We start from the raw sequence: 14,680 nt of genomic DNA on the forward strand, positions 1-14,680 counted from the left end.
GTACGAACCGGAAGTCAGCCCTGCGCCGGTGCGGCCTGGAGCGCCGTCACCAGCAGCGGCGCGACCTGACCGATCTGCCACTTGCGCGCTCCGAGCCCGGCAAGAACGGCCGAGATCTTTTCCTCGGTGCGCTCCCTCGGCGGCTCCCAGCACACCCGGCGCACCGTGTCCGGCGTCATCAGGTTCTCCTGCGGCATGTTCAGCTCCTCGGCCAGCGCCGACACCGCCGTACGCGCAGCCGAGAGCCGTGCCGCGGCCGCCGGGTCCTTGTCCGCCCAGGCGCGCGGCGGCGGCGGACCCGCCACCTGCGTCCCCGGCTGCGGGAGTTCGTTGTCGGGCAGGGCCTTGGCCCGGTCGACCGCGGACTGCCACTGATCCAGCGCGCGCCGGCCCATCCGGTGACCGAACCCCGGCAGCGCGGTCAGCGCCGTCACATTGGCGGGCAGCGCGAGGGCCGCCTCCACGATCGCGCCGTCGCCGAGCACCTTCCCCGGCGACACGTCACGCCGCTGGGCCACCGCGTCGCGCGCGGTCCACAGCTCCCGTACGACGGCCATCTGACGGCGCCTGCGCACCTTGTGCATGCCCGACGTACGGCGCCAGGGGTCCTTGCGCGGCGGCGCGGGCGGCGCGGAGGCGATCGCGTCGAACTCCTCCAGGGCCCACTCCAGCTTGCCCTGCCGGTCCAGCTCCTTCTCCAGCGCGTCGCGCAGGTCGACGAGGAGCTCCACGTCGAGCGCGGCGTAGCGCAGCCAGGGGTCGGGGAGCGGTCGCGTCGACCAGTCGACGGCGGAGTGGCCCTTCTCCAGTGCGTAGCCCAGTACGTTCTCGACCATCGCGCCGAGTCCGACCCGCGGGAACCCGGCGAGCCTCCCGGCCAGCTCGGTGTCGAAGATCCGCGTCGGGACCATGCCTATTTCGCGCAGACACGGAAGGTCCTGGGTCGCGGCGTGCAGCACCCACTCGGCGTCCGCGATCGCCTCGCCCAGACCGGACAGGTCCGGGCAGCCGACCGGATCGATCAGCGCGGAGCCCGCGCCCTCGCGGCGGAGCTGGACGAGATAGGCGCGCTGTCCGTAGCGGTAGCCGGACGCACGCTCGGCGTCGACGGCGACGGGGCCCGTGCCCGCGGCGAAGGCCGCGATCACTTCGGCGAGCGCGTCATCGGTGGCGGTTACAGGCGGAATGCCCTCGCGGGGCTCCAGCAAGGGAATCGGCGCCGAATCGACGTCGTCGGGGGGAGCGCCCCCCGTGGTGCGCAGTGCTGTCTCTGCTGCGGTCTCTTGGGCGTCGGTCACCTGTCAAGGGTATCTGTGAACGCACGGGGCCCGTCGACGGAACGTTCCGTCGACGGGCCCAGAGGGTGTGTAAATCGGTCAGTGGATGATTCCGGTACGGAGAGCCACCGCGACCATCCCGGCACGGTCGCCCGTGCCGAGCTTGCGTGCGATGCGGGCCAGGTGGCTCTTGACGGTCAGGGCGGAGAGCCCCATCGAGACGCCGATGGCCTTGTTGGACTGGCCTTCGGCGACGAGGCGGAGCACCTCGACCTCACGGCCCGACAGCTCGCGGTAACCGCCCGGGTGGCTCGGGGCGCCCGGGGGGCGGCGGTGCAGTCGGGCGGCGTTGGCGCCGATGGGTGCGGCGCCCGGGCGGGTCGGGTGCCCGACGTTTGTACGGGTGCCGGTGACTACGTAGCCCTTCACGCCGCCCGCGAGGGCATTGCGTACGGCACCGATGTCGTCGGCTGCGGAGAGGGCCAGGCCGTTCGGCCACCCCGCGGCTCGGGTCTCGGACAGCAGGGTCAGCCCGGAACCGTCGGGCAGGTGGACGTCGGCAACGCAGATGTCGCGCGGGTTGCCGACGCGGGGACGCGCCTCCGCGATGGACGAGGCCTCGATGACGTCACGCACTCCGAGGGCCCACAGGTGGCGGGTGACGGTGGAGCGGACGCGAGGGTCGGCCACGACGACCATGGCCGTCGGCTTGTTCGGGCGGTAGGCGACCAGGCTTGCGGGCTGCTCGAGAAGAACGGACACCAGGCCTCCTGGGGAGAAGAGTGGGGTGCTTGCGGGTCACTGTCCTCTTCGGCACCAATTGGCCCAGGCTTTAGAGAAAGATCACGATTTGGTGAGTAACATTTCCGGCAATTCGGACGTGCGCGCGATTGTTCGAATCGCTCGGAGCTCGTTCAGAGGGTCTGCGGGCCGCGCCGCTGCGGCAGCGAGACCACTCCGGTGTCCACCGGACCGGCCGGCGGCAGCCCCCCGATCTGACAGAGCAGATCGCACCAGGCGGCCAGGTGGGAGGCGGCATCGGGCACCCCGCCCATCCCCTCGCGCGGGGTCCACGACGCCCGGATCTCGATCTGCGTGGCGGGTCTGCGCTCCGAGAGGCCGCCGAAGTAGTGCGACCCCGCGCGGGTGACCGTGCCGCTCGCCTCCCCGTACGAGAGACCGCGCGCCTCCAGCGCCCCGGTCAGCCACGACCAGCAGACCTCGGGCAGCAGCGGATCCGCGGCCATCTCCGGCTCCAGCTCCGCCCGGACGAGCGTGACCAGGCGGAACGTGCCCTGCCAGGCGTCGTGTCCCGACGGGTCGTGCAGGAGTACGAGCCGGCCGTCGGCCAGATCGAGGTCGTCCTGGACGACCGCGGCCTCCAGTGCGTAGGCGTGCGGCGCGAGGCGTTTGGGTGCCTTGGTCGGGTCGATCTCCACCTCCGGGCGCAGGCGCGCCGACTGCAGAGCATCGACCGCCCGCTGAAAAGCGGGCGGGACGGGGTTCCCGTCCGCGCTGTCCGAACCGTCAGCGCCATCTGAAAATCGTCCTTGAGCCGCAGCCATGCGGGGAAGACTAGGCGGAACGAGGGCTTCGCACGGGGACAGACACCCGCCATGCGAAACTTCTGGACGTGAGCGCCAACGACCGCCCCCAGGGCCAGCAGAGCAAGACGTACGACTCGCCTTTCATGAAGGCCTGCCGGCGGGAGGCCGTCGAACACACGCCGGTCTGGTTCATGCGCCAGGCGGGGCGCTCGCTGCCCGAGTACCTGAAGGTGCGCGAGGGCATCCCGATGCTCGAGTCCTGCACGCGTCCCGAGTTGGTCGCCGAGATCACGATGCAGCCCGTACGCAGGCACAACGTGGACGCGGCGGTCTACTTCAGCGACATCGTGGTCCCGCTGAAGGCCATCGGCATCGACCTCGACATCAAGCCGGGCGTCGGTCCCGTCATCGCCGATCCGATCCGTACGCGCGCCGATCTGGACCGTCTGCGGGATCTGACGCCGGAGGACGTCTCGTACGTCACCGAGGCGATCGGACTCCTGACCACCGAACTCGGCTCCACTCCGCTCATCGGATTCGCGGGCGCACCTTTCACTCTCGCGAGCTACCTCGTGGAGGGCGGTCCCTCGCGCAACCACGAGCACACCAAGGCGCTGATGTACGGCGACCCGCAGCTCTGGGCCGACCTGCTCGACCGTCTCGCCGAGATCACCTCCGCCTTCCTGAAGGTGCAGATCGAGGCGGGCGCGAGCGCCGTCCAGCTCTTCGACTCCTGGGTGGGCGCGCTGGCGCCCGCCGACTACCGGCGCTCGGTCCTTCCGGCCTCGGCGAAGGTCCTCGACTCGGTGGCCTCGTACGGCGTCCCGCGCATCCACTTCGGCGTCGGCACCGGTGAGCTGCTCGGGCTCATGGGCGAGGCCGGCGCGGACGTCGTCGGCGTCGACTGGCGCGTCCCGCTCGACGAGGCCGCGCGCCGGGTCGGGCCCGGCAAGGCGCTCCAGGGCAACCTCGACCCGGCCGTCCTCTTCGCCTCGACCGAGGTGGTCGAGGCGAAGACCCGCGAGGTGCTTGACGCGGCAGCGGGTCTTGAGGGGCACATCTTCAACCTGGGCCACGGGGTCATGCCGAACATGGACCCCGAGGCGCTGACCCGGCTCGTCGAGTACGTGCACACGCAGACCGCGCGCTAGTCGGACCCCTTCACGGCCGCCGTCGCCTTGCGCGCGGCGACCAGGACCGGGTCCCACACCGGGGAGAACGGCGGGGCGTAGCCCAGGTCCAGGGCGGTCATCTGCTCCACCGTCATACGGGCGGTGAGCGCGACCGCCGCCACGTCCACCCGCTTCGCCGCCCCCTCGCGGCCCACGATCTGCACGCCGAGCAGCCGCCCCGTGCGGCGCTCGGCGAGCATCTTCACCGTCATCAGGGCCGCACCCGGGTAGTAGCCGGACGTGTTCGTCGACTGGATCGTCACGGTCACGAACTGCAGGCCCGCCGCTCGGGCGTCCTTCTCGCGCAGGCCCGTGCGGCCGATCTCCAGGTCGCGGACCTTGGAGATCGCCGTACCGACCACGCCGGGGAAGATCCCGTACCCGCCGCCGACGTTCGAGCCGATGATCTGGCCGTGTTTGTTGGCGTGCGTGCCGAGCGCGATGTGGCGTTCGCTGCCCGAGACCAGGTCGTGCACCTCCACGCAGTCGCCGCCCGCCCAGATGTTCTCGTGGCCGCGCACACGCATGGAGAGGTCCGTGAGGAGGCCTCCGTGTGCGCCCAGCGGGAGTCCGGCCGCCCTGGCCAGCTCCGTCGCCGGCTCGACGCCGATGCCCAGGACCACGAGGTCCGCCGGGTACTCGGCCGCGTCCGTGGCGACCGCGCGCACCCGCCCCTCCTCGCCCGTGAGGATTTTCGTGACCTCGGCGCCGGTGACCGTCGTGATGCCCATCGCCTCCATCGCCTCGCGGACGAGACGGCCCATGTCCGGGTCGAGCGTGGACATCGGCTCCGGCCCGCGGGTCAGGACCGTGACCTCGTAACCGTGGTTCAGGAGCGCCTCGGCCATCTCCACGCCGATGTAGCCCGCGCCGACGATCACCGCGCGCCGGCCGGCGGTCCGCTCCAGCGTCCCGAGCAGCGCCTGGCCGTCGTCGAGCGTGTGGACCCCGTGCACGCCCGGTGCGTCGATGCCGGGGAGCGGCGGGCGGATCGGGCGGGCGCCGGTCGCGATCACGAGTTTGTCGTACGCGGTCCAGCCGTCCCGGGTGCGGACCCGCTGCCCCGCCACGTCGATCTCCGTGACCTCCGTGTGCATCCGGAGATCGATCGCGCGCTCCCGGTGCTCCTCGGGCGTACGGGCGATCAGGTCGTCCCGCTCCGGGACCTCGCCGCCCACCCAGTACGGGATTCCGCAGGCCGAGAACGAGGTGAAACCGGAGCGCTCGAAGGCGATGATCTCCAACTCCTCGGGGCCCCTGAGCCTGCGGGCCTGCGATGCGGCGGACATGCCCGCCGCATCGCCGCCGATGACCACCAGTCGTTCCGCCGCCATGCGTTGACCCCTCGTGTCAGCTGCCCTGTTCGCCTTCCTCCTCGGACGGTACGTGAGCCGGAACGGCTGCGGGGCGCTTCGGCAGCCGTGCCCTGATCAGCCGCCACACGACGTACAGGAAGGCGAGCGCTGCGGCGAAGGGGGCGACCGCGGCGACCACCATCGCGATCCACTTGAGCATCGTCACGAACGCGTCCCAGCCGCCGCCGAGCGCGTCCAGGAAGCCCGGGCTGTCGTCGTCCTTCTTCTTCTCCGCCTTCTTCGTGACCGGCGGCTCGGAGAGCGAGAGCGTGATCGTCGACAGGCTCGTCTGGTCCTTCAGGGACGCCTGCTGGGCGAGGAGGGACTCCAAGTCGGCCTGGCGGCTGGAGAGTTCGCTCTCCAGCTCGACCACGTCGGCGATCTTCTGCGCCCGGTCCATCAGTGCGCGTATCCGGGCGACGCTCGCCCGCTGGGTGGAGATCCGGCTCTCCACGTCGACGACCTGACCGGTGACGTCCTTGGCGTCGGACTTGCGGGAGAGGAGCTTTCCCGTGCCCTGCAGCGAGGCGAGCACACTGTCGTAGCTGTCCTGCGGGACCCGCAGGACGACCGTCGAGATCTCGCGTCCCGAGCCGTCCCTGCTGGTCGCCTCGTTGCCGACGAAACCGCCCGCGGTCGAGGCCGCCGAACGCGCGGTGTCCAGCGCCGTCGCCACGTCCTTGACCTGTACGGAGAGCGAGGCGGTCCGGATGATCTGGGCCTTGGCGAGCGCCGGGCTCTTCGCCGGCTTGCTCCCGGACGACGGCTGTTTGCCACCGGCGTCGGCCGCCCCGCTGCCCTGCTCGGGCTGGGCCGCCTTGTGGTCGGCCTCCGATTTGCCGGCGGAGTCGTCGCTGCCGCTCGCACCGCATCCGGCGAGGGCGAGCGAGGCGGCGAGCAGTACTGCCGCGAGACTTCTGGGTGCGCGCATTCCGGGGTCCCCCGAACGTCGTGTCCGTTGTTGCAGGTTCGACGTACGGGGCCCTGGGGCGGGTTGCTCTCCGCTGATCCCGAAGCGGTCACGTTCGGGACTCGGAAAGGGGTTGCGGCAGGGGTTTGAGAGAGTGGACCCCATGAGTGCGGACACACAGGACACACGTACGGGCCACGTCGTCGTCGTCGGCGGCGGCATCTCCGGCCTCGCGGCCGCCCACCGGCTGCTGGGCACCGGGGTGCGCGTGACCGTCCTGGAGGGCTCGGGGACGCTGGGCGGCAAGCTGCTGACGGGCGAGATCGAGGGCGTACGGACCGACTTCGGCGCCGAGTCCATGCTCGCCCGCCGCACAGAAGGCGTCGGCCTCGCCCGCGCGGTGGGCCTCGGCGACGCCCTGCAGCCGCCCGCGATCGCGAGCGCCAGTCTCTGGAACCGGGGCGCGCTCGTCCCCATGCCCAAGGGGCATGTGATGGGCGTACCCGGCGACGCACAGGCGCTCACCGGCGTCCTCTCCGAGGACGGCCTGCGCCGGATCGCCCAGGACCTCGAACTGCCGCGCACCGAGATCGGCGAGGACACCGCGCTCGGTGAGTACGTCGCCGCCCGCATGGGACGCGAGGTCGTCGACCGGCTCGTCGAGCCGCTGCTCGGCGGGGTGTACGCGGGCGACGTCTACCGCACCTCGATGCGCTCCTCCGTCCCCGCGCTCTACGAGGCCGTCCGCAGCCACGACACCCTCACCGGCGCCGTCCGCTCGATCCAGGAGCGGACCCCCAACAGCTCAGTCGCCCCCGCCACCCCCGTCTTCGCGGGCCTCGAAGGCGGCATCGGCACCCTTCCCGGCGCGGTCGCCGACGCGATCCGCGCGGGCGGCGGCGACATCCAGCTGCACCGGCCCGTCCACGAGCTGCGGCGCACCGGGGCCGGCTGGCGGCTGCGTACCGACGACGGATTCGTCGAGGCCGACGCCGTCGTCCTGGCCGCCCCCGCCTGGGCCGCCTCCGCGCTCCTCGCCGCCGAGTCGCCCGCCGCTTCCGCCGAACTGGCCGCCGTCGAGTACGCGTCGATGTCCCTGGTCACCCTCGCCTTCCGCCGCAGCGAGGTGAACCTGCCGAAGGGCTCCGGCTTCCTGGTGCCGCCCGTCGACGGCCACACCATCAAGGCCTCCACCTTCTCCAGCCAGAAGTGGGCCTGGGCCGACCGCGACCCCGAACTCGTCCTGCTGCGCACCTCGCTGGGCCGCTACGGCGACGAGGCGCATCTGCACCGCGAGGACGCCGACCTGGTGGACGTGTCGCTGAGCGACCTGGGCGAGGCGACCGGGCTGAGCGCCAAGCCGGTCGCGTCCGCCGTCACCCGGTGGATAGGAGGGCTGCCGCAGTACCCGGTCGGGCATCTGGCGCGGGTCGGCCGTATCCGTACCGCGGTCGCCGCACTGCCCGGACTGAGCGTCTGCGGGGCGGCGTACGACGGGGTCGGTATCCCTGCGTGCATCGCCGGTGCACAGCGCGCGGCCGACGAGATCTTGGCCACGCCCACCCTGGTGCCGGGCATCCCGAACGGCTTGGGACAATAGCGGCATGACTGATGCACCAGAGAAGATTCCCAACGCGGGGAAGAAGGCGAAGGACCTCAACGAGGTCATCCGCTACACCCTGTGGTCCGTCTTCAAGCTGCGCGATGTCCTGCCCGAGAACCGCGCCGGTTACGCGGACGAGGTCCAGGAGCTCTTCGACCAGCTCGCCGCCAAGGACATCACCGTCCGCGGCACGTACGACGTCTCGGGGCTGCGCGCCGACGCCGACGTCATGATCTGGTGGCACGCTGAGACGGCCGACGAGCTGCAGGAGGCGTACAACCTCTTCCGCCGCACCAAGCTCGGCCGCGCGCTGGAGCCGGTCTGGTCGAACATGGCGCTGCACCGCCCCGCCGAGTTCAACAAGTCGCACATCCCGGCCTTCCTGGCCGACGAGACGCCCCGCAACTATGTGAGCGTCTACCCCTTCGTGCGCTCCTACGACTGGTACCTGCTGCCCGACGAGGACCGTCGCCGCATGCTCAAGGACCACGGCATGATGGCCCGCGGCTACCCCGACGTGCGCGCCAACACGGTCGCCTCGTTCTCGCTCGGCGACTACGAGTGGCTGCTGGCCTTCGAGGCCGACGAGCTCTACCGCATCGTCGACCTCATGCGCCATCTGCGGGCGTCCGAGGCGCGGATGCACGTCCGCGAGGAGGTCCCGTTCTACACGGGCCGCCGCAAGTCCGTCGCAGACCTGGTGGCGGGCCTGGCCTAGGCCCACCACCCCTCAACCCGGAAGATCAGACGGCGGAATCCAGCGGGGGCACTAGCCCTGCCAGCGCCCGCCCGTCCAATGACACCGGGTTCGGCTCCGGGTGCGGCGCGCACGCAGCGCGCCGCACCGGCGTCCGACCACTCAGCAGGTACTCCTCCATGTAGTTGTTCACGCAGGCGTTGGCGCCGCCGCCGATACCATGCGTCCCCGCGCCCCGCTCCGTGATCAGTACGGACCCGGGCAGCCTCCTCTGCAGCTCCAGCGCCCCCGGGTACGGGGTCGCCGCATCGCGCTCCGCGGCCAGGATCAGCGTCGGCGGCAGTGCGCCGCGCGCGGTGCGGACGTCCAGCGGCTGCTGGTGCGGTGCCTTCCAGAACGCGCACGGCAGGTTCATCCAGGCGTTGTCCCAGGTCTCGAACGGCGCCCGGCGCGCGAGCGCGGTGTTGTCGCGGTCCCAGGTCCTCCAGTCCCTCGGCCAGGCGGTGTCGTTGCACTCCACCGCCGTGTAGACGGCGTTGCCGTTCTCGTTGTCCCAGGCGGACTTCGGGTCCGGGGCGGCCTGGGCGATCAGCGGCTTCGGGTCGCCCTTCAGATACGCGCTCAGGGCGGCGGCGCGGTCGGCCCACACGTCGTCGTAGTAACCGGCCTGCAGGAACGCCGCCTGGAGCTGCGCGGGGCCGACCGTACCGCCGGCCGGGTCGTGTGCGAGACGGGCCCGCACCTTGTCGTAACTGGCCAGTACCGCCTGGGGAGTTGAGCCGAGGTGGTACGTCTTGTCGTGCTTGGCGACCCAGCGGCGGAAGTCCTCCCAGCGGCGCTCGAAGGCGAGCGACTGGTCGAGGTTGTTGTCGTACCAGATCTGCTTCGGGTCGGGGTTGACCGCCGAGTCGAAGACCATGCGGCGTACGTGCGAGGGGAAGAGCGTCGCGTACACCGCACCGAAGTAGGTGCCGTACGAGGCACCCATGAAGGTCAGCTTCTTCTCGCCGAGCGCGGCCCGCAGGACGTCCAGGTCACGGGCGTTGTTGAGCGAGGTGTAGTGGCGCAGCGCCGAGCCCGCGCGGCGTGCGCAGCCCTCGGCGTACGCCTTCGCCTGTGCGATGCGCTTGCGCTTGTACGCCTCGGAGGGGAACGCCGGGGCGCCGGTGGGCGCCTTGGCGAACTCGGCGGGGGAGACGCAGGAGAGCGGGGCGGAGCGGCCGACACCGCGTGGGGCGTAGCCCACCATGTCGTACGCCTTCGCGAGGCCCTTCCACTCCGGGAAGTCGGCGACGAGGGGGAAGTACATGGAGGAGGCGCCGGGGCCGCCCGGGTTGAAGACCAACGCGCCCTGGCGGGCGGCCTTTTCGCCGGTGGCGCGCAGGCGGCTGACCGTCAGCGCGATCTGCTTCCCGTTGGGGTGCGCGTAGTCGAGCGGGACCTTCACGGTGCCGCACTGGGCGGGCGCCGACACCTGCTCGACGGCGGCGCACTTGCCGAAGGCGATACCGGTGGCGGCCGCGCGCCGGGCCGCGACCTCGGTGCCCGTGGACTCGGCGGAGGCGGGGGCGGCGGCGGTGTCGGCGCTGCCGGCGTGTGCGGCGGGGGCGGTGGCCAGGGAGGACATGGCCGACAGGATCAAGGCCCCGGCTGTTCCGTACAGCGCTACTGCTCTCATCGCTATCCCTTCGTGACTGCGTACCTGCAGAACAAAAGGGATGATTCGTGCGGTAGTTGACTAAGTAAAGCACCGCCTGCCGGTGTCGGGGTCAATGACTCCTATGCGCGGTGCGGCCACTGCCGAGGGCCGCCCGCAGCGCCGGATCGTCCACCGCGCGCAGGCCCCGTACGGCCACGGCGGTCAGATAGTCCGGCTCCACGTCCCCGAGAGCGGCCAGCAGGCGCTGCCCCTCGGCGGAGGCCCAGCGGGTGTACGGGTGGACCTCGATGCGGGCGATCGCCAGGCAGCCCAGGGTGAGAACGAGCGGGAGGGAGAACCAGGCGGCGATCGGGCCCCGGCCGGTGTTGCTCTGATCCACCATCAGCAGGGCCGCGGCGGCCATCGCGAGGACGAGCACGGTCGCGGCGCGCACCGCGCGGACGCCCGCCGCGATGTCCGTGCGGGCGTTCTCGGGGACGGCGAGGCCCGCGTGGACCAGGCGGTCGGCGAGGGTGCGTACGGCGTCGGCGGCCGCTGCCGCGGTCCGTATCGCGGCGGTACGGGCCTGACCCGCGGGGCCGATCGCCCGCAGCACGCTGCGCTCCAGGTCGTCCTGGCCCTCGGGGTCGACGACGGTTGCCCAGCCGGTGTGGGCGAGCAGCAGCCGCCGCCGGCGGTGCATGGAGATCAGCGTCAGATCGGTGACCCGGTGGGGGCCGCCCGCGAGGAACGCGGCCTCGTAGAGCGTGAGCGAGCGGCCTTCGCTGTCCGCGGACTCCGGTGCGGGGCGGGCGGCTTCGACCGTGGCGAGGCAGAGCCGGCCGCACGAGATTCCTGCGGCAGCCCATGCGACCAGCAGAAAGATGACCCAGAACATGTCGGCTTTCTACGCGAGTCGGTTGCCGGAGCGCCATGGGATATCCACGATGTGGACCGGGCGTTATGGGTTCGTTGCGGTGGGCGACGCGGCGGCCGGGGAGGGATTCGCGCGGGAGGCGGGCGGGGGCAGCGGGAAGCTGGGCGAGGAGGTGACGGGCGGCACGGCCGGCGGGGTGCTGCCCGGGACGGGCGGGGGCGGTCCGGTGGGACTTGCGGTCGCGGTGGCGGCTGCGGACGTGGCGAGCGCCTGGAAGTCGACGAAGCCGGTCGCCTCGAGGACCTTCATATGGTCCAGGACGGTCGTGTTCGCGTCGTCCGCGAGGGTGCGGACCAAGGAGTTACGGGTGTTGGCCCTGATCTGGGCGACGAGGGAGAAGACCTTGCCGTGGGCCTGGCGCACGATGGTGGCGAAGTCCTTCTCGTACGTCGTCGTGTCGCGGTCCCCGGTGAGGGTCTTCAGGAAGCCCTGCTGCTGGGCGTTGGGCTGGGTCGGCAGCTCCATGCCCAACTGGGCCGCGACTTCGCGGACGCGGGCGTCGAGGAAGGCGTGGCCGTCGACGAGGTGCTCGCCCGCGGTCTTGATCGCGGGCGTGGGGGCGCGCTCGATGGCCTGCTGGCCCGCCGGGCCCTCCCACAGGCCGGCGAGTCTGACGCGTACGACAAAGTCGCGGTCGGCGGCGGAGAGCGGGCCCCAACGGGTGTTCACCGTACCGGCGTTGAGATTCGCGACGCCGGTTCCGGAACGGTCCGCGTACGACCAGATCGGAAAGAGCAGGGCGCTGATCGTCGCCGTGAGGGCGACGACGACCAGCGTGGTGCCGGTGATGGAACGCATGGTGCCTCCTGGTGCGGCACCGCACGTTAGTGCGCGTTTCGATGATCCTGTGGGGAGTTCGGCGAAATCCCAGGCAGGGGTGGGGCCCTAGCTGCTGCTGGATCCGCAGCTGGAACCGGAACTCGATCCGCAGCTGGAGCCCGAACTACCGCCGCAGCTCGACCCGGAACTGCCGCAACTGGAGCCACTGCTGCAACTCGAGCCACTGCTGCAGGAGGACCCGGAGCCGCCTCCGCAGCTGGACCCGCCGCCTCCGCTGCTGCTGCTCCCGCAGCCCGATCCGCTCGAGCCCGGGCTGCCGCACCACACCGTTGGCGTGGTGATGACAGCGGCGGTGTACGGGTCGTAATGCGAGCCCGAGGACATGGAGGAGGACCTGCGCGGCCCGGCTCCCGGCATGCGCGCGGCCGCGAACAGCTGTGCCTGCAGGAGCGGATCGGGCAGCGCGCGCAGCCCGTGCAGCGCGACCCGTACGGCGCCGGCCGGATGCAGTGCGTACTCGGCCCGGTAGGCGGCCAGGGCCGCCTTGCCCGGTCCTGTCACCCGGCGTCCGGAGACGGCCGAGCACACCAGGCCGGTGACCATCCCGCCGATCAGGGCGGGAAGCACCTTGATGATGAAGGGGAACGGGTCCTCGCCGAACTCGGCCGACGAGAATTCCATGGCCGTCGGAATGACGGACAGCGGCAGCCCCAGGAAGCAGACGACGAACTGGACGAGCCCCCACACCCCGGGCGCCCGCCGGGCGTGCGGCTCCACCATCAGCCCGCGCGCCGCGAGCCCGTCGCCGATCTCCTGCACGGCGGGGCTGCGCATCACCGCGTACCGCAGCTCGTGCAGCGCTCCGCTGGGCGCCTCGGCGAGCGCCGCCAGCACGGCGCGCTCGACGGGCTCCTGCGCGACGGGCCGCTGCACGGCGACGATGCCCGGACCGCCCACCTGGATCCGGCCGTCCTCGGACATGGCCGTGAGAGCGGTGTCGGTGACCCGGGCGGGTCCGCCCGACAGGAAGGCGGCCTCCATGACGTCATGGACGCCGGAGCCGGCGGTGGCGTGCCCGCGGGCACGGACGGTGAGGGAGATCAGGCCGATGGAGGAGGCGCCGATCACCAGGTAGTAGAGGAGCGCGAGACCGTTCACGTGATCACCTTCCCGCAAGTGCGGCACGGGCGGCCCGTACGAAACGGGTCCTGCGGGTGGGCGGACGAGGGGCGGCCCGGTCCTGCCACCACCGGGTCAGCGCCTGCCGGGCGGCGGGGTCGGCGGGCCGCCCCGCGACGAGCAGATGCTCGGCGAAGTCCAGGGCGTCGCGGCGGTAACCACCGGACATCGGGCGGGACTTGGCGTACGAGAGGAAGGCGTCCCGGTATCCGCTGCCCAGTATCCGGGGCAGCTCGGGGGCGACCTTGGCGACGACGTCGGCGCGCTTGGCGGCCAGGGAGCGGCTCTGCACGCGAAGCCGCCGGGTGTCGAACCCCTCGGGAGCGGGCGTGCCGGCGACGAGCGCGGACAGCAAGGATGCCTGAGCCAGCGCGACGCCCAGACGCGCGGCGTCGCTCGCGCCGTGCCCCTCCGGGGCCGGGACAACAGCGCCGTCGGGGCGATCGGCCCGCGCCTCGGTGGCACGAGCTTCGCCGTGCGATGAGGAGTCGGGGCCGGGTTCGCCGGATCCGCCTCCGGAACCGGGCGTCGTCGGCTCGATCGTGCTCGTGCCGGGCGACCGGTCCAGTACCACTGCGCCGGTGCGGGCGGCCGGGGTGCCGGGCGCGCACTCAGTGCCGTGCGCCTTGCCGGGCCGCGCGACGGCGCTGGTCCCGACAGACACAGACCCGCGGGACAAGCCTCCAGTCGTCAACACTCCCCGTATCGCCGCGAGTTCGGCCTCCAGCTCCGCCGCAGGCGGGAAGTCGTCGTCGCGTTCCAGGAGTACGCCCGGCGGGTCCACCCGGGAGCGGAGTTCCGCCAGGACGTTCAGGACCGGCTCGGTGACCGGGTGGGCGTGGGTGTCGTGCCAGACGCCGTCCTTCTCCACTCCGCCCGCCACGTGGACGTACGCGATCGCCTCCAGGGGGAGCTCGGCCAGGGCCTTAGCCGGGTCCTCGCCCCTGTTCACGTGGTTCGTGTGGAGGTTGGCCACGTCGATCAGGAGGCGCACCCCCGTGCGGGCCACCAGCTCCGCCAGGAACTGGCCCTCCGTGAGCTCCTCGTCCGGCCAGGCGATCAGTGCCGCGATGTTCTCCAGCGCGAGCGGTACGGGCAGCGCGTCCTGCGCGATGCGGACGTTCTCGCACAGCACGTCGAGCGCGTCCCAGGTGCGCGGGACCGGCAGCAGATGGCCGGCCTCCAGCGCGGGCGATGCCGTCAGCGCGCCTCCCGCCCGTACGAACGCGATGTGTTCCGTGACCAGGGGCGACTGAAGGAACTCCGCCCGCGCCGCCAGGTCCGCCAGGCGGCCCGCGTCGGGGCGGTCCGCGCCGCCGATCCCCAGCGAGACACCGTGCGGGACGATCGTCACGCCCCGGTCGCGCAGGCGCTGCAGCGAGGCGGGGAGATGGCCGGGGCAGATGTTCTCCGCCACCACCTCGACCCAGTCCAGGCCGGGCAGCGCCTCCACCGTCTCCGCGATCTCCGGACGCCAGCCGATCCCCGTACCCAGGTGATGCCGCATCGTTTCCCCCTCCTTCACACCCACCCGCGTTGTGCGTGCAGGGGTCATGACCCCCTCAGACGGAGGCGAACCCTGCC

The 14,680-nt window shown here is 71.9% G+C and carries 13 protein-coding genes; 3 read left to right on the plus strand and 10 right to left on the minus strand.

The window, feature by feature from the left end; translation table 11 throughout:
- Window positions 1–14: 14 nt before the first annotated feature.
- The 3 genes from OG707_RS31450 to OG707_RS31460 form a co-directional block, all read right to left on the minus strand.
- The gene (locus OG707_RS31450; RefSeq protein ID WP_329124315.1) at window positions 15–1,298 is read right to left on the minus strand and encodes a ribonuclease D; all 1,284 of its coding nucleotides are present in this window, start codon (window positions 1,296–1,298) and stop codon (window positions 15–17) included.
- Window positions 1,299–1,376: 78 nt separating this feature from the next.
- Window positions 1,377–2,039, minus strand: a complete 663-nt coding sequence (locus OG707_RS31455) for a helix-turn-helix transcriptional regulator (RefSeq protein WP_329124317.1) — start codon at window positions 2,037–2,039, stop codon at window positions 1,377–1,379.
- Between the two features lie 152 nt (window positions 2,040–2,191).
- Window positions 2,192–2,842: a DUF3000 domain-containing protein gene (locus tag OG707_RS31460; protein ID WP_329124319.1), complete on the minus strand. Its 651-nt coding sequence runs from the start codon at window positions 2,840–2,842 to the stop codon at window positions 2,192–2,194.
- 68 nt (window positions 2,843–2,910) lie between these two features.
- Between OG707_RS31460 and hemE the strand changes: the two genes are divergently transcribed.
- On the plus strand, window positions 2,911–3,975 hold the full coding sequence (gene hemE, locus OG707_RS31465; RefSeq protein ID WP_329124321.1) for a uroporphyrinogen decarboxylase: 1,065 nt from the start codon (window positions 2,911–2,913) through the stop codon (window positions 3,973–3,975).
- On the opposite strand, the gene OG707_RS31470 is transcribed toward hemE, so the two are convergent.
- Complete coding sequence (locus OG707_RS31470) at window positions 3,972–5,330, minus strand: FAD-dependent oxidoreductase (protein WP_329124323.1); 1,359 nt, start codon at window positions 5,328–5,330, stop codon at window positions 3,972–3,974. The two genes, hemE and OG707_RS31470, sit on opposite strands and share 4 nt — an antisense overlap.
- 16 nt (window positions 5,331–5,346) lie before the next feature.
- Window positions 5,347–6,282, minus strand: coding sequence for a DUF4349 domain-containing protein (locus OG707_RS31475; protein ID WP_329124326.1), 936 nt, complete (start codon window positions 6,280–6,282; stop codon window positions 5,347–5,349).
- 142 nt (window positions 6,283–6,424) lie between these two features.
- Here OG707_RS31475 and hemG point away from each other — a divergent pair, with 142 nt between their 5' ends.
- Window positions 6,425–7,861, plus strand: a complete 1,437-nt coding sequence (gene hemG / locus OG707_RS31480; RefSeq protein ID WP_329124328.1) for a protoporphyrinogen oxidase — start codon at window positions 6,425–6,427, stop codon at window positions 7,859–7,861.
- 4 nt (window positions 7,862–7,865) lie between these two features.
- Complete coding sequence (gene hemQ / locus OG707_RS31485; RefSeq protein WP_329124330.1) at window positions 7,866–8,582, plus strand: hydrogen peroxide-dependent heme synthase; 717 nt, start codon at window positions 7,866–7,868, stop codon at window positions 8,580–8,582.
- A 25-nt stretch (window positions 8,583–8,607) separates the two neighbouring features.
- On the opposite strand, the gene OG707_RS31490 is transcribed toward hemQ, so the two are convergent.
- The 5 genes from OG707_RS31490 to OG707_RS31510 form a co-directional block, all read right to left on the minus strand.
- A complete protein-coding gene (locus tag OG707_RS31490; RefSeq protein ID WP_329124332.1) occupies window positions 8,608–10,239 on the minus strand; it encodes an alpha/beta hydrolase in 1,632 nt (543 codons plus the stop codon).
- Window positions 10,240–10,330: 91 nt separating this feature from the next.
- The gene (locus tag OG707_RS31495; RefSeq protein WP_329124334.1) at window positions 10,331–11,098 is read right to left on the minus strand and encodes a TIGR04222 domain-containing membrane protein; all 768 of its coding nucleotides are present in this window, start codon (window positions 11,096–11,098) and stop codon (window positions 10,331–10,333) included.
- Window positions 11,099–11,161: 63 nt separating this feature from the next.
- On the minus strand, window positions 11,162–11,935 hold the full coding sequence (locus OG707_RS31500) for a DUF4142 domain-containing protein (protein WP_329124336.1): 774 nt from the start codon (window positions 11,933–11,935) through the stop codon (window positions 11,162–11,164).
- A gap of 87 nt (window positions 11,936–12,022) precedes the next feature.
- Window positions 12,023–13,075: a TIGR04222 domain-containing membrane protein gene (locus OG707_RS31505; RefSeq protein WP_329124338.1), complete on the minus strand. Its 1,053-nt coding sequence runs from the start codon at window positions 13,073–13,075 to the stop codon at window positions 12,023–12,025.
- Window positions 13,076–13,079: 4 nt separating this feature from the next.
- Window positions 13,080–14,603: a DUF692 domain-containing protein gene (locus OG707_RS31510; protein ID WP_329124340.1), complete on the minus strand. Its 1,524-nt coding sequence runs from the start codon at window positions 14,601–14,603 to the stop codon at window positions 13,080–13,082.
- Between the last annotated feature and the right edge of the window lie 77 nt (window positions 14,604–14,680).

The organism is Streptomyces sp. NBC_01465 (genome assembly GCF_036227325.1).
Taxonomy (GTDB): domain Bacteria; phylum Actinomycetota; class Actinomycetes; order Streptomycetales; family Streptomycetaceae; genus Streptomyces.

Coding starts and splice junctions, on each gene's coding strand:
- OG707_RS31460 (WP_329124319.1), bottom strand. CDS start 2,842: ATGGCTGCGGCTCAAGGACGATTTTCAGATGGCGCTGACGGTTCGGAC.
- OG707_RS31470 (WP_329124323.1), bottom strand. CDS start 5,330: ATGGCGGCGGAACGACTGGTGGTCATCGGCGGCGATGCGGCGGGCATG.
- OG707_RS31475 (WP_329124326.1), bottom strand. CDS start 6,282: ATGCGCGCACCCAGAAGTCTCGCGGCAGTACTGCTCGCCGCCTCGCTC.
- hemG (WP_329124328.1), top strand. CDS start 6,425: ATGAGTGCGGACACACAGGACACACGTACGGGCCACGTCGTCGTCGTC.
- hemQ (WP_329124330.1), top strand. CDS start 7,866: ATGACTGATGCACCAGAGAAGATTCCCAACGCGGGGAAGAAGGCGAAG.
- OG707_RS31490 (WP_329124332.1), bottom strand. CDS start 10,239: ATGAGAGCAGTAGCGCTGTACGGAACAGCCGGGGCCTTGATCCTGTCG.
- OG707_RS31495 (WP_329124334.1), bottom strand. CDS start 11,098: ATGTTCTGGGTCATCTTTCTGCTGGTCGCATGGGCTGCCGCAGGAATC.
- OG707_RS31500 (WP_329124336.1), bottom strand. CDS start 11,935: ATGCGTTCCATCACCGGCACCACGCTGGTCGTCGTCGCCCTCACGGCG.
- OG707_RS31510 (WP_329124340.1), bottom strand. CDS start 14,603: ATGCGGCATCACCTGGGTACGGGGATCGGCTGGCGTCCGGAGATCGCG.